Source organism: Streptomyces sp. NPDC053541 (genome assembly GCF_044544705.1).
Taxonomy (GTDB): domain Bacteria; phylum Actinomycetota; class Actinomycetes; order Streptomycetales; family Streptomycetaceae; genus Streptomyces.
Genome location: NZ_JBITXM010000008.1, coordinates 353,691 through 371,684, shown reverse-complemented (window position 1 = coordinate 371,684; position 17,994 = coordinate 353,691). Strand labels below are relative to the sequence as shown.

At 74.5% G+C, this 17,994-nt stretch carries 18 protein-coding genes; 2 read left to right on the top strand and 16 right to left on the bottom strand.

The window, feature by feature from the left end:
• Nucleotides 1–5: 5 nt before the first annotated feature.
• The gene (locus ACIGW2_RS22405) at nucleotides 6–1,019 is read left to right on the top strand and encodes a GDSL-type esterase/lipase family protein (protein ID WP_399845289.1); all 1,014 of its coding nucleotides are present in this window, start codon (nucleotides 6–8) and stop codon (nucleotides 1,017–1,019) included.
• On the opposite strand, the gene ACIGW2_RS22400 is transcribed toward ACIGW2_RS22405, so the two are convergent.
• From ACIGW2_RS22400 to fmt, 8 genes are all read right to left on the bottom strand, one after another.
• Nucleotides 1,003–1,524: a GNAT family N-acetyltransferase gene (locus ACIGW2_RS22400; protein WP_391653758.1), complete on the bottom strand. Its 522-nt coding sequence runs from the start codon at nucleotides 1,522–1,524 to the stop codon at nucleotides 1,003–1,005. The two genes, ACIGW2_RS22405 and ACIGW2_RS22400, sit on opposite strands and share 17 nt — an antisense overlap.
• Before the next feature lie 84 nt (nucleotides 1,525–1,608).
• Nucleotides 1,609–3,051 (bottom strand): GuaB1 family IMP dehydrogenase-related protein, encoded by a 1,443-nt coding sequence (locus tag ACIGW2_RS22395; protein WP_361579891.1) that lies wholly within the window; start codon nucleotides 3,049–3,051, stop codon nucleotides 1,609–1,611.
• 65 nt (nucleotides 3,052–3,116) lie between these two features.
• Nucleotides 3,117–3,497 carry a barstar family protein gene (locus tag ACIGW2_RS22390; RefSeq protein ID WP_399845285.1) on the bottom strand — a complete coding sequence of 127 codons (381 nt, stop codon included), beginning with the start codon at nucleotides 3,495–3,497 and terminating at the stop codon, nucleotides 3,117–3,119.
• Nucleotides 3,484–3,981 (bottom strand): ribonuclease domain-containing protein, encoded by a 498-nt coding sequence (locus ACIGW2_RS22385; protein WP_391653759.1) that lies wholly within the window; start codon nucleotides 3,979–3,981, stop codon nucleotides 3,484–3,486. The genes ACIGW2_RS22390 and ACIGW2_RS22385 overlap by 14 nt, the downstream gene beginning before the upstream one ends.
• Before the next feature lie 61 nt (nucleotides 3,982–4,042).
• The gene (locus ACIGW2_RS22380) at nucleotides 4,043–5,092 is read right to left on the bottom strand and encodes a sugar-binding domain-containing protein (protein ID WP_361579897.1); all 1,050 of its coding nucleotides are present in this window, start codon (nucleotides 5,090–5,092) and stop codon (nucleotides 4,043–4,045) included.
• Between the two features lie 174 nt (nucleotides 5,093–5,266).
• Complete coding sequence (gene rpe / locus ACIGW2_RS22375; RefSeq protein ID WP_391653760.1) at nucleotides 5,267–5,950, bottom strand: ribulose-phosphate 3-epimerase; 684 nt, start codon at nucleotides 5,948–5,950, stop codon at nucleotides 5,267–5,269.
• A gap of 118 nt (nucleotides 5,951–6,068) precedes the next feature.
• Nucleotides 6,069–7,502 carry an RsmB/NOP family class I SAM-dependent RNA methyltransferase gene (locus ACIGW2_RS22370; protein WP_399845282.1) on the bottom strand — a complete coding sequence of 478 codons (1,434 nt, stop codon included), beginning with the start codon at nucleotides 7,500–7,502 and terminating at the stop codon, nucleotides 6,069–6,071.
• Nucleotides 7,503–7,617: 115 nt separating this feature from the next.
• The gene (gene fmt, locus ACIGW2_RS22365; RefSeq protein ID WP_361579903.1) at nucleotides 7,618–8,550 is read right to left on the bottom strand and encodes a methionyl-tRNA formyltransferase; all 933 of its coding nucleotides are present in this window, start codon (nucleotides 8,548–8,550) and stop codon (nucleotides 7,618–7,620) included.
• Nucleotides 8,551–8,810: 260 nt separating this feature from the next.
• Here fmt and ACIGW2_RS22360 point away from each other — a divergent pair, with 260 nt between their 5' ends.
• A complete protein-coding gene (locus tag ACIGW2_RS22360) occupies nucleotides 8,811–9,329 on the top strand; it encodes a hypothetical protein (RefSeq protein ID WP_356072002.1) in 519 nt (172 codons plus the stop codon).
• 80 nt (nucleotides 9,330–9,409) lie between these two features.
• On the opposite strand, the gene ACIGW2_RS22355 is transcribed toward ACIGW2_RS22360, so the two are convergent.
• From ACIGW2_RS22355 to ACIGW2_RS22320, 8 genes are all read right to left on the bottom strand, one after another.
• On the bottom strand, nucleotides 9,410–11,557 hold the full coding sequence (locus tag ACIGW2_RS22355; RefSeq protein ID WP_391653763.1) for a primosomal protein N': 2,148 nt from the start codon (nucleotides 11,555–11,557) through the stop codon (nucleotides 9,410–9,412).
• Between the two features lie 95 nt (nucleotides 11,558–11,652).
• Entirely contained in the window at nucleotides 11,653–12,861 is a 1,209-nt protein-coding gene (metK, locus tag ACIGW2_RS22350; protein ID WP_361579909.1) for a methionine adenosyltransferase, read from the bottom strand.
• Between the two features lie 234 nt (nucleotides 12,862–13,095).
• Nucleotides 13,096–14,325, bottom strand: coding sequence for a bifunctional phosphopantothenoylcysteine decarboxylase/phosphopantothenate--cysteine ligase CoaBC (gene coaBC / locus ACIGW2_RS22345; protein ID WP_391653764.1), 1,230 nt, complete (start codon nucleotides 14,323–14,325; stop codon nucleotides 13,096–13,098).
• 100 nt (nucleotides 14,326–14,425) lie between these two features.
• On the bottom strand, nucleotides 14,426–14,698 hold the full coding sequence (rpoZ, locus tag ACIGW2_RS22340) for a DNA-directed RNA polymerase subunit omega (protein ID WP_005319902.1): 273 nt from the start codon (nucleotides 14,696–14,698) through the stop codon (nucleotides 14,426–14,428).
• A gap of 52 nt (nucleotides 14,699–14,750) precedes the next feature.
• Nucleotides 14,751–15,314 carry a guanylate kinase gene (gene gmk / locus ACIGW2_RS22335; RefSeq protein WP_391653765.1) on the bottom strand — a complete coding sequence of 188 codons (564 nt, stop codon included), beginning with the start codon at nucleotides 15,312–15,314 and terminating at the stop codon, nucleotides 14,751–14,753.
• A gap of 61 nt (nucleotides 15,315–15,375) precedes the next feature.
• Nucleotides 15,376–15,699 carry an integration host factor gene (locus ACIGW2_RS22330; protein WP_026246651.1) on the bottom strand — a complete coding sequence of 108 codons (324 nt, stop codon included), beginning with the start codon at nucleotides 15,697–15,699 and terminating at the stop codon, nucleotides 15,376–15,378.
• 324 nt (nucleotides 15,700–16,023) lie between these two features.
• Nucleotides 16,024–16,860, bottom strand: a complete 837-nt coding sequence (pyrF, locus tag ACIGW2_RS22325) for an orotidine-5'-phosphate decarboxylase (RefSeq protein ID WP_391653766.1) — start codon at nucleotides 16,858–16,860, stop codon at nucleotides 16,024–16,026.
• Nucleotides 16,857–17,978: a quinone-dependent dihydroorotate dehydrogenase gene (locus tag ACIGW2_RS22320; protein ID WP_391653767.1), complete on the bottom strand. Its 1,122-nt coding sequence runs from the start codon at nucleotides 17,976–17,978 to the stop codon at nucleotides 16,857–16,859. The genes pyrF and ACIGW2_RS22320 overlap by 4 nt, the downstream gene beginning before the upstream one ends.
• Nucleotides 17,979–17,994: the final 16 nt, after the last annotated feature.

Genomic DNA, 17,994 nt, shown 5'->3' with positions numbered 1-17,994 from the left:
CCCCGGTGAGCTGGCTGGAGCCCGAACCCTTTCTGCGCGGCACGGCGTGGCGGGACGGCGACCGCCCGGTCCGCGCCGATCCGGCCGACCTGGCCCGGCTGCCCTGGGACGTCGCGGCGCGGGCCGAGCTGCCGATCGGGGTGCGCCTGGAGTTCACGGCCGCGCCCGGCACCCGCGCGGTGCTGGTGCGCTACCGGGCGGCGCTCCCGGAGCCCGGCGACCCGCTGCGCGCCCTGCGGCACGGCTTCGCGCTCTGGCGGGGCGCCCGGTGCCTGGCGGAGGTGTTCCCGGAGCCGGCCGAGGAGGGCACCGTGCGGCTCCGGCTGCCGCCCGGCGGCGGCACCTTCACCCTCCACCTGCCGGAGGGCCAGGCGCCCGTCGTGCGCGCCCTGCGGGCCGTCGGCGGCGCCCTGGCGCCCGCCCCGCGCCGCCCGCGCTGGCTGGTCCACGGCGACTCGATCACCGAGGGCTGGTGGGCGACCCGCCCCGCCCGCTCCTGGCCCGCCACGGCCGGCCGACGGCTCGGCCTGGACCCGGTGAACCTCGGGTACGCGGGCGGGGCGCGCGGCGAGCTCCCGCTGGCCGAGCACCTGGCCCGGCTGCCCGGCGAGCTGATCACCCTGGCCTTCGGCACCAACTGCTGGGCAGCGGTGCCCTGTTCGGCGCCGCTGCTCTACGAGACCACCCGGGCCTTCGTCACCCTGGTGCGCCGCGGCCACCCGGACACCCCGATGCTGCTCGTCTCCCCCGTGCTGCGCCCGGCGGCCGAGCACACCGGCAACGCCCTGGGCGCCACGCTGGGCGAGCTGCGCGCGGCCATGGAGGCCGCCCTACGGGACCTGGTCGCGGCGGGCGACTCCCGGCTCGCGCTGCTCCCCGGCGGCCCGCTGCTCGGCCCAGGGGACCTGGCGGACGGCCTGCACCCCAACGACCGCGGCCACGCCCGGATCGCGGCGGCGGTGGCGGGCGCGCTGCGGAGGGCGGGCTGGGCGGGGCGGCCGGTCAGCCCGGTGGCGTGAGCAGCGGCCGGACGAGGAAGGTGCAGGGGTCGGCGCACTCGTGCCGGACGCCCTGGGGGTCGGTGTAGGCGTAGCGGTCGGTGTAGGCGGTCACGGGCGTGTAGCCGAGCCGGGCGTACAGCGCCGCCGCCCGGGGGTTGTCGTCGGCCACGCCGAGGCCCAGGTGGGTGCGGCCGCGCTCGCGCGCCAGCGCCTCGGCCGCGCGCACCAGGGCGGTGCCGATGCCCCGGCCGCGCAGCTCCTCCCGTACGTCCAGGCCGTTGAGCTCCGGGCAGTCGGCGAGCCGCGCCCGGACCTCCGGGGCGGCGCAGCCGTCCCAGCGCACCTGTCCGTTGCCGGCGGGGACGCCGTCCCGCCAGGCGATCAGGTACGTGCCGAGGCCGGCCTGCTGGCGGGCGAGGCGGCCGGCGTGCCGGCCGGGGGCGTCGGGGGTGGGCAGATGGCGGTCGAGCAGGGCGAGGTCCTCGGCGCGGCAGGGCCTGATCCGCGTGCTGTCGTGGTCCATGCGGCCGACCGTACGGGAAGGCCGCGGGCCCCCGGGAAGGATTTTCCCGGGGGCCCGCGGCCCGGTGTGCCGGTGGCCGGAGGCTCAGCTCCAGCTGGCGTGCAGCGGCTTGCCCTCCGCGTAGCCGGCGGCGGACTGGATGCCGACGACGGCCCGCTCCTCGAACTCGGCGAGGTTGCTCGCGCCCGCGTAGGTGCAGGACGAGCGGACGCCGGCGATGATCGAGTCGATCAGGTCCTCGACGCCCGGGCGCTGCGGGTCGAGGAACATCCGTGAGGTGGAGATGCCCTCCTCGAACAGCGCCTTGCGGGCGCGGTCGTACGAGGACTCCTCGGAGGTGCGGTTCTTCACGGCGCGGGCCGAGGCCATGCCGAAGGACTCCTTGTAGGCACGGCCCTGGGCGTCGTGCTGGAGGTCGCCCGGGGACTCGTGGGTGCCGGCGAACCAGGAGCCGATCATCACGTTGGACGCGCCGGCGGCGAGCGCCATGGCGACGTCGCGCGGGTGCCGGACACCGCCGTCGGCCCAGACGTGCTTGCCGTACTTCTTCGCCTCGGCGGCGCACTCCAGGACGGCGGAGAACTGCGGGCGGCCCACGCCGGTCATCATGCGGGTGGTGCACATGGCGCCGGGGCCCACGCCGACCTTGATGATGTCGGCGCCGGCCTCGATGAGGTCCTTGACGCCCTCGGCGGCGACGATGTTGCCGGCCACGATCGGGACCTGCGGGTCGAGCGCCCGGACGGTGCGGATCGCGGAGATCATCGACTCCTGGTGGCCGTGCGCGGTGTCGATGACGAGCGTGTCCACGCCCGCGTCGAGCAGCTGCTTGGCCTTGCCCGCCACGTCGCCGTTGATGCCGACGGCGGCCGCGATGCGCAGCGCGCCGTTCTTGTCGACGGCCGGGCTGTAGAGGGTCGCGCGCAGCGCGCCCTTGCGGGTGAGGATGCCGGCGAGCTTCCCGTCCTTGTCGACGGCCGGGGCGTAGCGCCGGTTGGCGGCGTCGAGGGTGGTGAAGGCCTCGCGGGGCTCGATGTCGGCGTCGAGCAGCAGCAGGTCCTTGGACATGACCTCGGACAGCTGGGTGAAGCGGTCCACGCCGGACAGGTCGGCGTCGGTGACGACGCCGATCGGGCGGCGGTCCTCGTCGACGACCACACCGGCGTCGTGGGCCCGCTTGGGCAGCAGGGCCAGCGCGTCGGCGACGGTCTGGTGCGGCTCCAGGACGATCGGGGTGTCGAGGACGAGGTGGCGGGACTTGACCCAGCCGATGACGTCGGTGACGACCTCGATCGGGATGTCCTGCGGGATGACGACCAGGCCGCCACGGCGGGCGACGGTCTCGGCCATGCGGCGGCCGGCGATGGCGGTCATGTTGGCCACGACCAGCGGGATCGTCGTGCCGGTGCCGTCGGGGGCGGAGAGGTCCACGGCCTGGCGGGAACCCACGGCCGAGCGGCTCGGCACCATGAACACATCGTCGTACGTGAGGTCGTACGGCGGCTTGACGTCATTGAGGAAACGCACGTGCTGACATCCCAGTCGTTCGGATCGGCCCCTAGGCATTTCAGCCAGGGGAAAAAGCACGTAGTTCATTCTCCCACGCCGGGTGGCGCGGGCGGTGCGGGCGAATCGTCCGAGGCTTGCGCGGGGGCGCTTGGCAGATCCTCCAAGTGGGTGGGGTCGCCACCCAGGGACAGCAGGACCGCGAGGCCGGCCGAGCTGGCGCGGGCCGCCGCCGAGAACACCTCCTGGGCGATGGACCACTCGTCCGGTTCGGCCTCGGCATAAGCCTGCCAGTGCGTGACCACGATGGCCATGGGTCTGCGCATGTCGGCGAGGGAATCCGCGAGGGCGTCCCAGTTGCGCCCGAACCAGACGGGCAGCGGGAGGGTGCGCACGCAGCGGTTCATGAAGGCCGTCTTGTCGGTGACCCCGTGCAGGTCGAGGACGACGGCGTCATCGATCCTCATCCGCGACCACCTCCCGGAAGCTCTGGTAGTGGTCGTCCGTGTAGTACGTCTCCCCCTGCCGGCCGGTGACGATGCGCCGGGCGCCGCGATCGCGTTCGCCGGGGGTCGGCACGGTGTACTCGTGGTAGTAGCCGCGCGGGTGCCGGGGCAGGACGCGCTCGAAGTTGGAGAAGACGGCGCCGTCCTTGGCGTACGGGAAGGGGCCGCCCTTCCTGATGAGGGCGAGGGTCCGGCGGGCCTCGGGCGGCAGCTCGGCCTCGCGGACGGTGGGCAGGCCGGACGAGGGGGCGAGGCTCGCCGGGGCCGTGCCGGTGGGCGTACGGGCCGGGGACGTGGCCGTACGGGCCGCCGTCGCCGTGGCCGTACGGTCGCCGGGAGCGCCGTCGGAGCCGCCGGCACAGCCCGCGAGGGCCGTGAGGCCGGCGAGGAGCAGCACGAGACCGGCCAGCAGGGCGAGCCCGGACCGGGCACAACGCTGGGTCATGCCCCGATGCTGCCACCGCCCCGCCCGGCAGGCGGGCGGGGCGCGCCCGGGGGCACGGCGGTCAGAGGCCGTCGGGGTCCGCGCGGTCGAGGGCCGGGCGCGGGCCGGGGCTGAACTCGGTGAGCAGGTAGTCGGCGGCCGAGCGGTCGGTCACCAGGCTGGTGACCAGGCCGGAGCGGAGCACCGCGCCGATCGCCGCCGCCTTGCGCTGGCCGCCGGCGATGGCGACCACCTCGGGGATCCGGCGCAGCCGGTCCGCCTCGACGGTGATGCAGCGCTCGCCGAGGTCCCGGCCGACCCGGCGGCCCTCGGCGTCGAAGAGGTGCGCGGACATCTCGGCGGCGACGCCGAGCGAGGCGTAGTGGGCGCGCTCGGCGTCGGACAGCATGTCGTGGACGGTGGAGATGCCCGGCTCCCAGGAGCCGATGGACACGCAGGCGACGGTGACCTTGTCGAAGTACTCGAAGGCGCGGGCGATGCCGGTCTGGCTGCGCAGCGCGTTGGCGGTCGCCGCGTCGGGCAGCAGCATCGGCGCGTAGATGGGGTGCGCCTCGCCGCCGGAGACCTGGGCGGCCCGGCGGACCGCCTCGACCGAGCCGCGCTCGGCCGTGCCCGCGTCGTAGACGCCGGTGAGCTGGACGACGGTGCAGGGCGGCAGCCGGTCGAGGGCGGCGGCCATGTGGATGGTGGAGCGGCCCCAGGCCAGGCCCAGGACGTCGCCCTCGGTGACCAGCTCGCCGAGCAGGTCGGCCGCGACCTCGCCGAGGTTCTCCGGGTCGGGCGACTCGTCCTCGCCCTCGGCCGGGGACTCGACGACGACCGCGTGGCGCAGCCCGTAGCGGGCGCGCAGCGCGTCGGAGCGCTCGGCGTCCAGCTCGGCCGGCACGCGGATCTCGATGCGCACGAGGTCGCGCTCCAGGGCGGTCTCCAGGACCCGGGCCACCTTGAAGCGGCTGACGCCGAACTCCTCGGCGATCTGGATCTTGGACTTGCCCTCGAGGTAGAAGCGGCGGGCCATGGCCGCCGCCTGCACGAGCTCCGCGGGGCCCATCCGCAGGGCTGACCGTCCCGCCGACATACCCGCCACCGCGATCTCCTCACTGCTGTTCACGTACGGCTGCTCACTGCCATCCGGGGCGCCGGTTCGGGGCGCCGCCGCGGCTTGTTCGAGGTGCTGCTGTTCACACTCCGGACCCACCGTTCATCCTGTCAGATCCGGCGGGCCCCGAGCGCCGTGTCGGCGGCCCGACGGACCGCGTTCACGTACCGGTGGGTCAGTGGAGGCTCAGTGGCCACACGCCCACGCCGCCGAGGCGGTCGCGGACTCGGCCCTGGCCCGGAGGGAGCGGACGGCCTCGGCCGGATCGGCCGCCCCGTAGACGGCGGAGCCGGCCACGAAGACGTCGGCGCCGGCCTCGGCGCACCGCTCGATGGTGGACTCGGAGACGCCGCCGTCGACCTGGAGCCAGAGCTCCAGTCCGTGCTTGGAGATCAGCTCACGGGTGCGGCGGATCTTCGGCAGCATGATGTCGAGGAAGGCCTGCCCGCCGAAGCCGGGCTCGACGGTCATGATCAGGAGCATGTCGAGCTCGGGCAGCAGGTCCTCGAACGGCTCGATCGGGGTGGCCGGCTTGAGCGCCATGGAGGCCCGGGCGCCCTTGGCCCGGATCTCCCGGGCGAGCCGCACCGGGGCGGCCGCCGCCTCCACGTGGAAGGTGACGGAGCCGGCGCCGGCCTCGACGTACTGCGGCGCCCAGCGGTCCGGGTCCTCGATCATCAGGTGGCAGTCGAGCGGGGTGTCCGTGGCCCGGCTCAGCGACTCGACGATCGGGACGCCCAGCGTCAGGTTGGGCACGAAGTGGTTGTCCATCACGTCGACGTGCAGCCAGTCGGCCCCCTCGACCGCCTTCGCCTCATCGGCGAGCCGGGCGAAGTCCGCGGACAGGATGCTGGGATTGATCTGCGCCATGTGCCAAGCCTGCCATGTTCTTGAGGACTTCTTTGCCGCGAGGCGGTGCGGATTGTGCGGGGGTCGCCCCGGGCCGGGGACGTAATGGTACAGACCAGGAGGTTCCGGCGGGCCGGGCTCAGGCCGTGCGGCGGATCAGCGCCAGGTACATCGCGTCCGTGCCGTGCAGATGCGGCCACAGCTGGACGTCGGGGCCGTCGCCCAGGTCGGGGACGCCGGGCAGGAGCGGGCGGGCGTCGACGAGTTCGGCGCCGGGCGTCTTCTTCAGGACGTCGTCCACGACCACCCGGGTCTCGGCCAGGTGCGGGGAGCAGGTCGCGTAGCCGACCACGCCGCCGATCCGGACCGCGCGCAGCGCCTCGGCGAGCAGTCCGCGCTGGAGCGGGGCGAAGCCGTCGAGGTCGCCGGGGCGGCGGCGCCAGCGGGCCTCCGGGCGGCGGCGCAGCGCGCCGAGCCCGGAGCAGGGCACGTCCATCAGGACCCGGTCGAAGCTGCCCTCGCGCCACGGCGGGCGGGTGCCGTCGGCGGCGATGACCTGGTACGGGCCGGGGTTGCCGGCCAGCGCGCGGCCGACGAGCCGGGCGCGGTGCGGCTGCTTCTCGGAGGCCAGCAGCGCGGCGCCGCGCTCGGCGGCCAGCGCGCCGAGCAGGGCCGCCTTGCCCCCGGGGCCGGCGCAGCCGTCGAGCCAGCGGGTGTCGGGTCCGTCGAGCGGGGCGTTGGCCAGGGCGAGGGCGACGAGCTGGCTGCCCTCGTCCTGGACGCCGGCGCGGCCCTGCCGGACGGCCTCCAGGGTGCCGGGGTCGCCGCCCTCCGCCATCCGCAGGGCGTACGGGGACCAGCGGCCCGGCTCGGTCTCGGCGGCCTCGGCCAGCTCGGCGGTGGTGGCCCGGCCGGGCCGGGCGACCAGGGTGACCTCGGGCCGCTCGTTGTCGGCCCGGAGCAGCTCCTCGATGCCGGCCCGGCCCCCGCCGAGCGCGTCCCAGAGCGCGGAGACCACCCAGCGCGGGTGCGAGTGGACGACCGCGAGGTGGTCCTCGGCGTCGTCCTCGTAGGGCGGCGCGACCCGGGCCACCCAGGTGTCGAAGTCGTCCTGGGCGATCTTGCGCAGCACGGCGTTGACGAACTTGGCCCGTCCGTCGCCCAGCACCACCCGGGCCAGCTCGACGGTGGCGGACACGGCGGCGTGGCTGGGGATCCGGGTGCCGAGCAGCTGGTGGGCGCCGAGCGCGAGGACGTCGAGCACCGGCGGGTCGACCTCGCGCAGCGGCCGGTCCACGCAGGCCGCGATGATCGCGTCGTACGTGCCCTGCCGGCGCAGCGTCCCGTACACCAGCTCGGTGGCCAGCGCCGCGTCCCGCCCGTCGAAGCCCTCGTGCTTCTCGCGCGCCTTCTTCAGGAGCGGCGGCAGCACCAGGTTCGCGTAGGCGTCCCGCTCGTCCACCGCCCGCAGCACCTCGAAGGCCAGGATCCGGACCGGGTCCTTCTTGGGCCGCCGGTGCGGGCGGGGGGCCTTGGGGGACGTGGGGGTGCGACGACGTGCCTGCTCGCTCAAAGGTGCTCCGCGTGACGAAAGGAAGAGGCCGAACCTCCCCAGCCTACGTCCGCGGGCCCCCACCGGGGAAAACGGGCCGGGCCCCGACCGGGGCCCGGCGCCTGCCGGGTGCCGGTCAGACGCCGACCCGCTCCCCCGGCGCGATGCGCACGCCGCGGGCCCAGTCCGCGCCCTTCATCGGCTTCTTGCCCTGCGGCTGGACCCACAGCAGCTCCACCGCGTGGGAGCCGGTGCCGACGTGGACGTTGTTCTTGCCGGCCGCGAGCTCGCCCGGCGCGAGGTCGGTGCGGTCGGGGACCAGGGCGGCCTGGACGATCTTCAGGCGCTCGCCGCGGAAGAGGGTCCAGGCGCCGGGCGCCGGGGTGCAGCCGCGGACCACGCGGTCGACCCGCAGCGCCGGGGCGGCGAAGTCGACGCGGGCGTCCTCCACCTGGATCTTCGGGGCGAGCGTGATGCCCTCGGCGGGCTGCGGCACCGCCTTGAGGGTGCCGTCCTCGATGCCGTCCATGGTCGCGGCGAGCAGCCCGGCACCCGCGAAGGCCAGCCGGGTCAGCAGGTCGCCGCTGGTGTCGGTGGGCCGCACCTCCTCCGTGACGACCCCGTACACCGGGCCGGAGTCCAGGCCCTCCTCGATCTGGAAGGTGGACGCGCCGGTCACCTGGTCGCCGGCCATGATCGCGTGCTGCACGGGCGCGGCCCCGCGCCAGGCGGGCAACAGCGAGAAGTGCAGGTTGACCCAGCCGTGCGCGGGGACGTCGAGCGCCACGCGCGGCAGCAGCGCGCCGTAGGCCACGACGGGGCAGCAGTCGGGCGCGATCTCGCGCAGGCGCGCGAGGAACGCCTCGTCCCGCGGCCGCTCCGGCTTCAGCACCTCGATCCCGGCCTCCTCCGCGCGCTCGGCGACGGGGCTCGCGACCAGCCGCCGGCCGCGCCCGGCGGGCGCGTCGGGCCGGGTGACGACGGCGGCCACCTCGTGCCGCCCGGAGGCGAGCAGGGCGTCCAGGGCGGGTACGGCGACCTCGGGGGTGCCGGCGAAGACCAGCTTCACGCGGGAGAACCTCGCATCTCGGGGCGGTGACGGGCAGCGCACCAGTCTATGCGCCGTCAGGACCCCGGGCTTGCGGGGTGCGGGCCGGGCGCGGGGGCCGGGGGCGTGCGCGGGGGTGAGCGCCCTGCGCATATGCGGATACGCCCCCGCAGCGTGACCCAACCCCAAGTGGCGCGTTGGTCAAGAGAGATTGACCGAATCGGGTCGCCCCTCCCCCCAGCGACCCGCTCCCCTTTCACGCCGGTTCGAGAGGCTCATCCATGGCCGACCACGCAACCCACGACGCCCAGGCCCGGGCAAGTCTGCACCTGCTCGTGCGGGACATCGAGCGGGTCCGGCGGCAGGTGGACGCACTGCGCACGCTCACGGCCCAGCTGGGCAATGTCTACCGCCCGCGCCGCACCGCCCCTTCGACGGGCTTCGTCGTCTACGGACGCGCCCCCGCCCCCACCGTCCGCCTCGCCCAGGAGCTCCGGGACAGCGTCGAGACCCTGGTGACCGCCGCGGTGGACTTCGACCGTTCGCTCGGCTTCTCGTGGGACGCGGTGGGCTCCGCGCTCGGCGTCACCAAGCAGGCCGTCCACCGCCGTTACGGCTCCCGCCGCACCCCGCAGCCCGCCGGCACCCTGGAGCAGGAGCGGACGGCGGAGCCGGGCACCACCCGCACGATGCCCGTGGTGCCGCCCGCCCGCAGCATGCCGCCGCAGCCGACCTCCGGCAGCCAGGCGCTCCGCGAGGAGCCGCGCCCGCCGGTCTTCCCAGCCCCGCGCAACGGCTGACGCACCGCCGCGTCCGCCTCCGAAAGGGCCGCCCGCCGTGCCGCGGGCGGCCCTTCGCGCGCTCCCGCACCGGGGCACGCTCAGCCGATGTCCGGCGGGTCCACGCGCACCCGCACCGGCTCCCCGCCGCCGCGCGCGAGGCGGGCCGCCCGGGCCCGCTTCAGGGCGGTGGCGAGCGCCGCGCCGCTGCCGGGCGGGACACGGATCAGGGCGCGGTCCCACTGCTCGCCCGGCGGGGTGTCGCCGGGCCGGCGCGGACCGCCGGGCCGGGTCACCGGCAGCGGCACGGGGCCGAGCACCTCGGCGTCGGGCGGCAGTTCGGCGGCCTGCAGGAAGGCGCCGAGCGCGTCCGGCGGGCCGGACACCGCGGCCATCCGGGAGACCGGCGGGAAGCCCAGCTCGGCCCGCTCGGCCAGCTCGCGCTGGGCGTGCCCGACCGGGTCCCAGCGGACCAGGGCCTGCACCGGCCGCAGGGTGGGCTCGGCGACGACCACCACCGTGCCGCCCTCGGCCTGGCCGCGCACCAGCGAGGCCGCGTCGATCCAGCGGCGCAGCGCCTCCTCGCCGGCCCGCAGGTCGGGGCGGCCGAGCATGGCCCAGCCGTCCAGGAGCAGCGCGGCCGCGTAGCCGCCGTCGGCGACCGGCTCGGCGCCGGGGGTGGAGACGACGAGCGCGGGCCGGTCGGGCACCCGGTCCAGGACGTGGTCGCGGCCCGAGGTGCGCACGGGCACGGCGGGGAAGGCGCGGCCGAGTTCCTCGGCGGTGCGCCGGGCGCCGACGACCTGCGCGCGCAGCCGGTTCGAGCCGCAGGCCACGCAGTGCCAGTCGGGGGCGCCGCGCCCGCACCAGGCGCAGTGCAGTTCCTGCTGCTCGGGCGCCTCCAGGGGGCCGGAGCAGTGCCGGCAGCGGGCGGGGGTGCGGCAGCGCTGGCAGGCGAGCCGGGGGACGTAGCCGCGGCGGGGCACCTGGACGAGGACCGGGCCGCTCTTGAGCGCCTCCCGTACGGTCTGCCAGGCCAGGGACGGCAGCCGGGCGGCCCGGGCGGCCTCGTCGCGGGCGAGCTGCTCGTCGCCCACGGTCCGTACGAGCGGGGCGGCCGCCCGCAGGTGCTCGCGGCCCGGCAGCAGCGGCCGGGCCCAGCCGGACTCGACGAGCTGGGCGGCCTCGACGGTGCAGCTGACGGAGCCGAGCAGGAAGGCGCAGCGGTCGTGCGCGGCACGCAGCAGCAGGACGTCGCGGGCGTGCGGCTGGGGGGCGTGCGGCTCGCTGTGGCTGGTGTCGCCGTCGTCCCAGATGACGGCGAGTCCGAGGTCGCGGACCGGGGCGAACATCGCGGCCCGGGTGCCGACGACGGCGCGGACGGCGCCCCGGCGCACGGCGAGCCACTGCGCGTAGCGCTTCTCGGGGCCGGCCTCGGCGGTGAGCAGGGCGTGCCGGCCCTCGCCGAGCAGCGCGGTGAGGGCGGCGTCGAGGCGGCCGGCGGCCCGGCCGTCGGGCACCACGACGAGGGCGCCGCGCCCGGAGGCGAGGGTGGCGGCGACGGCACGGGCGATCTCCTCGGCCCAGTGCGGTCCGGGCAGCGCGTTCCACACGGCTCGGGGAGCGCCGCCGCGGGCCAGCGACTCCAGGAAGGCGGGCCCCTGCTCGTACCGGCTCCAGGTGCCCGGTTCCGGCGCGCGGGGCGGTGGCAGCGGCTCCGGCGAGGGCCGCTTCTCGGCGGTGGCGTTGCGCGGCGGGACGGCGAGCTGGAGCACGTCGGCGAGGCTGCCCGCGTACCGGTCGGCGACGGCCCGGGCCAGTCCGAGCAGCTCGGGGCCGAGCACCGGCTCGGGCGAGACGACGTCGGCGAGCGCGGCCAGCGGTCCCGAGTAGTCCGACTCGGCCCGGCGCTCGACGAGGAAGCCGTCGATGAGCCGGCCGCCCTCGCGCCGCCCGCCGCGCACCTGGTGGGCCCCGGCGCCGAAGCGCACCCGGACCCGCACTCCTGGCCGGGCGGCCTCGTCGAGCTCCTCGGGCACGGCGTAGTCGAAGAACTGGTCGAGGTGCAGCACGCCCTTGTTGACCACGACCCGTGCGACGGGCAGCTCCTTGGCGAGCGCGGCCCCGCGCCAGGTCCGCGGCTTCGCCCGGGGCACCTTGGCCTTGCGCACCGTCTCGCGGATGAGCGCGAGCTGCTCGGGCTCCTCGGGCCCGGGCCGCCCCCCGGAGTTCTCGTTCTCGCTGCTCACAGCCCCATACCTACCAGACGCCACCGACAGCGGCTCCGGCACGCCGAAGGCCCGGCACCCCAAGGGGTGCCGGGCCTTCGGGCGGCTCCTGGTGCTTACAGGCCCGCGGCGGCCTTGAGGGCGTCCACGCGGTCGGTGCGCTCCCAGGTGAAGTCCGGCAGCTCGCGGCCGAAGTGGCCGTAGGCGGCGGTCTGGGAGTAGATCGGGCGGAGCAGGTCGAGGTCGCGGATGATCGCGGCCGGGCGGAGGTCGAAGACCTCGGCGATGGCGGTCTCGATCTTCTCGGTGTCGACGGTGTTGGTGCCGAAGGTCTCGACGAAGAGGCCGACGGGCTCCGCCTTGCCGATCGCGTACGCGACCTGGACCTCGCAGCGGGAGGCGAGGCCCGCGGCGACCACGTTCTTGGCGACCCAGCGCATGGCGTAGGCGGCCGAGCGGTCGACCTTCGACGGGTCCTTGCCGGAGAAGGCGCCGCCGCCGTGCCGGGCCATGCCGCCGTAGGTGTCGATGATGATCTTGCGGCCGGTGAGGCCGGCGTCGCCCATCGGGCCGCCGATCTCGAAGCGCCCGGTCGGGTTGACCAGCAGGCGGTAGCCGTCGGTGTCGAGCTTGATGCCGTCCTCGACGAGCTGCTTGAGCACGTGCTCGACGACGAACTCGCGGATGTCGGGCGCGAGCAGCGACTCCAGGTCGATGTCGGAGGCGTGCTGCGAGGAGACGACCACGGTGTCGAGGCGGACGGCCTTGTCGCCGTCGTACTCGATGGTGACCTGGGTCTTGCCGTCGGGGCGCAGGTACGGGATGGTGCCGTTCTTGCGGACCTCGGTCAGCCGGCGGGAGAGCCGGTGCGCGATGTGGATCGGGAGCGGCATGAGCTCCGGGGTCTCGTCCGAGGCGTAGCCGAACATCAGGCCCTGGTCGCCGGCGCCCTGCTTGTCCAGCTCGTCCTCGTCGCCCTCGACGCGCTTCTCGTACGCGGTGTCGACACCCTGGGCGATGTCCGGGGACTGCGACCCGATGGACACCGAGACGCCGCAGGAGGCGCCGTCGAAGCCCTTCTTCGAGGAGTCGTACCCGATCTCGAGGATCTTGTTCCGGACGAGGGTCGGGATGTCCGCCCACGCCTTGGTGGTGACCTCACCGGCGACGTGCACGAGGCCGGTGGTGATCAGCGTCTCGACGGCGACGCGGGAGGTGGGGTCCTCCTTGAGCAGCGCGTCGAGGATGGTGTCGCTGATCTGGTCAGCGATCTTGTCGGGGTGCCCCTCGGTGACGGACTCCGAGGTGAACAGACGACGGGACACAACGCTCCCTGGGGTTGCAGCGGCTGCTGGCTATTCGTTGATCGGACCGGCAGGGGGCTGCGCCCCGCGACGTTCCGCGTACATTCTATCGGTCGTGGTCGGACATTGGACCAGGTGTCTCGCCTGCCGAATGCCCTGAGCGAGTGAAACCGGCCTCGTTTCGGCCGGAGGACGCCTCTTGCGAGGACGGGCCGGGTGGTGCAGGGCGACGGATGTCACTCCGCTCCCGGCGGGTCAGGCCGTGGGCCGCAGGCGCGGCAGGACCAGGTCCCAGACGGTCTCGGCGAGGGCCTCCTTCGGCCCGTACGGCACGGGGGTCTCGGCGCCGTCCGCGGCGAGGACCACGGCCTCGTTCTCCTCGGAGCCGAAGGTCTTGCGCTCCCCCACCTCGTTGACGACGAGCAGGTCGCAGCCCTTGCGGGCGAGCTTGGCGCGCCCGTTGGCGAGGACGTCGTCCGTCTCGGCGGCGAAGCCCACGACGACCTGGCCCGGCAGGGCACGGTCGGCGGAGAGCTCGGCGAGGATGTCGGGGTTGCGGACCAACTCAACGGTGGGCGCGCCGCCGTCGTCCGTCTTCTTGATCTTCCCGGCGGCGTAGACGGCGGGCCGGAAGTCGGCGACGGCGGCGGCCATGACGACGGCGTCGGCGTCGGCCGCCGCCTTGAGGACGGCCTCGCGCAGCTGGACGGCGGTGCCGACGCGGACCACGTCGACGCCTGCCGGGTCGGGCAGGCCGGTGTTGGCCTCGACCAGGGTGACCCGGGCGCCGCGGGCGGCGGCGGCCTTGGCCAGCGCGTAGCCCTGCTTGCCCGAGGAGCGGTTGCCCAGGTAGCGGACCGGGTCGAGGGGCTCGCGGGTGCCGCCCGCGCTGACCACCACGTGCCGGCCGGCCAGGTCGGGGGCGGTCACCCCGCGCGCCAGCACGCGGCGGCAGACCTCGAAGATCTCGCCGGGGTCGGGCAGCCGGCCCTTGCCGGTGTCGACGCCGGTGAGCCGGCCGACGGCGGGCTCGATCACCACGGCGCCGCGGCGGCGGAGCGTGGCCACGTTCTCCTGCGTCGCCGGGTGCTCCCACATCTCGGTGTGCATGGCCGGGGCGAAGACCACCGGACAGCGGGCCGTGAGCAGGGTGTTGGTGAGCAGGTCGTCGGCGAGGCCGTGGGCGGCCTTGGCCAGCAGGTCGGCGGTGGCCGGGGCGACCACGACGAGGTCGGCGCCCTGCCCGATGCGCACGTGCGGCACCTCGTGGACCGTCTCCCAGACCTCGGTGGAGACCGGGTTGCCGGAGAGCGCGGACCAGGTGGCGGCGCCGACGAAGTGCAGCGCGGAGTCGGTCGGGACCACGCGGACGTCGTGGCCGGACTCGCTGAGCCGGCGCAGCAGCTCGCAGGCCTTGTACGCGGCGATGCCGCCGCTCACGCCCAGCACGACCTTCGGCTTCGGCGCCGGCTTCGTCGTCTCCACTGTCACTCCCCGCGCTCGGATGCGTACCCCTCCATGAGACACCACGGGCCCGGCGGATGTTCCGCCGGGCCCGTGGTGACAAGCGTTACAAGAGCGGTGCTTACTGGGCCGGGCCCTCGATGGCCTCGGAGGTCAGCAGACCCGCGTTGATCTCGCGCAGCGCGATCGACAGCGGCTTCTCGTGGACGTGGGTGTCGACGAGCGGACCGACGTACTCGAGCAGGCCCTCGCCCAGCTGCGAGTAGTACGCGTTGATCTGGCGCGCGCGCTTGGCGGCGTAGATCACGAGGCTGTACTTGGAGTCCGTCGCCTCGAGCAGCTCGTCGATCGGCGGGTTGATGATGCCCTCGGGCGCGGTGATGGAAGAGGACACGCTCTACCTTCCGAAGATGGATATCCGGTCACGGATCATGACGGATAAAAGATCAGACAACGTGCATCAACGTTAGCAGCTCGCGCGCGACGTCCTCGACCGAGGTGTTGACGAGCGTGGTGTCGAACTCCGATTCGGCCGCCAGCTCGATCTTCGCGGCCTCCAGGCGCCGCTCGATGACCTCGGGCGACTCGGTGCCGCGGCCCGTGAGCCGGCGGACCAGCTCCTCCCAGCTCGGCGGGGCCAGGAAGACCAGCTGCGCCTCGGGCATCGACTCCTTGACCTGGCGGGCACCCTGGAGGTCGATCTCCAGGAGCACCGGCTCGCCGGCCTCCAGGCGGTCCAGGACCGCGCGCCGGGGGGTGCCGTAGCGGTTGCCCGCGAACTCGGCCCACTCCAGGAGCTCACCGTTGGCGACCAGCTTGTCGAACTCGTCGTCGGTGACGAAGAAGTACTGGACGCCGTGCTGCTCGCCCGGCCGGGGCTTCCGTGTCGTGGCCGACACCGAGAGCCAGACCTCGGGGTGGACCTTGCGCATATGAGCGACGACCGTGCTCTTGCCGACCCCGGAGGGGCCGGAGAGCACGGTCAGTCGCGGACGTACCTCTGCTGCCATGCAGCGATTATTCCAGCTTCGCCGGGGTGCCCGGGACGTCCGGGCCCCGGGCCGGCGCCCGTCAGGCGCCGGTGCTGCCGAACTCGCGCTCCAGGGAGGCGATCTGGTTGGAACCGAGGCCGCGGACCCGGCGGCTCTCGGAGATGCCCAGCCGCTCCATGATCTGCTTGGCGCGGACCTTGCCCACGCCCGGGAGGGACTCGAGCAGCGCGGAGACCTTCATCTTGCCGATGACGTCGTTCTCCTGGCCCTGCTTGATGACCTCGTGGAGGGAGGCGCCGGAGTGCTTGAGTCGATTCTTGACCTCGGCCCGCTCCCGGCGAGCCGCGGCGGCCTTTTCGAGCGCGGCTGCGCGCTGTTCAGGGGTAAGGGGCGGAAGAGCCACGCCTACGTCACCTCGGATGTCGAACTGTCGGATACGGACCGGTGGGAAAACGGCCCGCCCCGCGCGAGCGGGGCACGCCACACCAGTGGAGCAACGCCCGACGTGGAGTACGCCGAACGCCGACTCTGCCCCGGAGACTAGCGGCCGAGGGCTCCGGAGTCAGCGAGAACAGACGAAAAGTCCTGGTCAGCATCGGCCGACCAGGACATTTCCGGCATAACGACGTGGTTTTGGGTCAAGTTTTGTCAAGGAGTGAGACGGCGAGGACACGCCGCCCGACCTGCGGATTGACCGGAAGCCGGGGAAAACCGTCCCCGGGGTGCCTCAGGAGCCGACGGCCTCGCCGATCTCGTTCGCGTAACGTTCCGCGGCCGAGCGCAGCGCGACGGCGTCCGGACCGGCCTTGAGGACCCCGCGGCTCACGTTCGGGACGACGTTGCGGACAACCGCGCCGAAGACCTTCGGCAGGTCCGCCGGGCTCGCGCCCTGGGCGCCGATGCCGGGGGCGAGCAGCGGGCCGTTGATGTCCAGGTCGAAGGAGGACAGGTCGCCGAGCGTGGCGCCGACCACCGCGCCGAAGGAGCCCATCGGGGTCTCCCCCGCGTTCTCCTCGGCCAGGTGGGCCAGCATCGTCGCGCCGACGGACCGCCCGTCCTCGCGCACCGCCCGCTGGACCTCGCCCCCCTCCGGGTTCGAGGTGAGCGCGAGCACGAAGAGGCCGGCGCCGGACTCCCGGGCCAGCTCGACCGCGGGCGCGAGCGAGCCGTAGCCGAGGTACGGGGAGACGGTGAGCGCGTCGGAGAAGAGCGGGGAGTCCTTGCGCAGGAAGGCCTCCGCGTAGGCGCCCATGGTGGAGCCGATGTCGCCGCGCTTGGCGTCCATCACGACCAGGCCGCCGGCCGCGCGCAGATCGGCGGTGGCCCGCTCCAGGACGGCCACGCCGCGCGAGCCGAAGCGCTCGAAGAAGGCCGCCTGCGGCTTGAAGACGGCCACGGTGTCGGCGAGCGCCTCCACCACGGTGAAGGTGAAGCGCTCCAGGCCCGCGACGTCGTCGGCGAGGCCCCAGGAGGCGAGCAGGGAGGCGTGCGGGTCGATGCCCACGCACAGCGGTCCGCGCTCGTCCATGGCGGAACGCAGACGGGTGCCGAAGGAGAGGGTCACGGGGCGGCCTTTCCGGTCGTGGAGCGGTGGTCGGCGCCGACGGCCTCGGCGAGGGTGGCGTACGGGGAGGCCGCGAGGCGCGCGGCGAGGCCCTTGTGGATCGCGCGGGCGTAGAAGGGGCCCTCGTAGATGAAGGCGCTGTAGCCCTGCACGAGGGTGGCGCCGGCGAGGATCCGCTGCCAGGCGTCCTCGGCGTTCTCGACGCCGCCGACGCCCACCAGGACGATCCGGTCGCCCACGCGCGCGTACAGCCGGCGCAGCACCTCCAGGGATCGCTGCTTGACCGGGGCGCCGGACAGTCCGCCGGTCTCCTTGATCAGCGCGGGGTCGGAGGTCAGGCCGAGGCCCTCGCGGGCGATGGTGGTGTTGGTGGCGATGATGCCGTCGAGGCCGAGTTCCAGGGCCAGGTCGGCGACGGCGTCCACGTCCTCGTCGGCGAGGTCGGGGGCGATCTTCACCAGGAGCGGCACCCGGCGGGTGGTGACCGTGCGGTCGGCGGCCTCGCGGACGGCGGTCAGCAGCGGGCGCAGCGACTCGGTGGCCTGCAGGTTGCGCAGGCCGGGGGTGTTGGGCGAGGAGACGTTGACGACGAGGTAGTCGGCGTGGGCGGCGAGCCGCTCGGTGGACTTCACGTAGTCGGCGGCGGCCTCGGCCTCCGGCACGACCTTGGTCTTGCCGATGTTGACGCCGACGACCGTCCGGAACACCGGGGTGCGGGCGGCCAGGCGGGCGGCGACGGCGGCGGAGCCCTCGTTGTTGAAGCCCATGCGGTTGATCAGGGCGCGGTCGGGGACCAGCCGGAAGAGGCGCTTCCTGGGGTTGCCGGGCTGGGCCTCGCCCGTCACGGTGCCGATCTCGACGTGGTCGAAGCCGAGCATGGCCATGCCGTCGATGGCGACCGCGTTCTTGTCGAAGCCGGCGGCGAGGCCGAAGGGGCCGTGCATGCGGAGGCCCAGCGCCTCGACGCGCAGCGACTTGTGGCGGGGGGCGAGAACGGCGGCGATGAAGGTCCGCAGGACGGGAACGCGGGCGGCGAGCCGGATCCAGCGGAAGGCGAGGTGGTGGGCCTCCTCGGGATCCATCCGCTTGAAGACCAGGTGGAAGAAGAACTTGTACATGAAGAGTGTCCTCAGC

Excerpts from the sequence above, each read along its gene's own strand:
- rpe (WP_391653760.1), bottom strand. The coding sequence starts at position 5,950 with ATGGCGCAGATCAATCCCAGCATCCTGTCCGCGGACTTCGCCCGGCTC.
- ACIGW2_RS22360 (WP_356072002.1), top strand. The coding sequence starts at position 8,811 with ATGGCCGACCACGCAACCCACGACGCCCAGGCCCGGGCAAGTCTGCAC.
- ACIGW2_RS22400 (WP_391653758.1), bottom strand. The coding sequence starts at position 1,524 with ATGGACCACGACAGCACGCGGATCAGGCCCTGCCGCGCCGAGGACCTC.
- ACIGW2_RS22390 (WP_399845285.1), bottom strand. The coding sequence starts at position 3,497 with ATGAGGATCGATGACGCCGTCGTCCTCGACCTGCACGGGGTCACCGAC.
- gmk (WP_391653765.1), bottom strand. The coding sequence starts at position 15,314 with ATGGCAGCAGAGGTACGTCCGCGACTGACCGTGCTCTCCGGCCCCTCC.
- ACIGW2_RS22385 (WP_391653759.1), bottom strand. The coding sequence starts at position 3,981 with ATGACCCAGCGTTGTGCCCGGTCCGGGCTCGCCCTGCTGGCCGGTCTC.
- ACIGW2_RS22320 (WP_391653767.1), bottom strand. The coding sequence starts at position 17,978 with ATGTACAAGTTCTTCTTCCACCTGGTCTTCAAGCGGATGGATCCCGAG.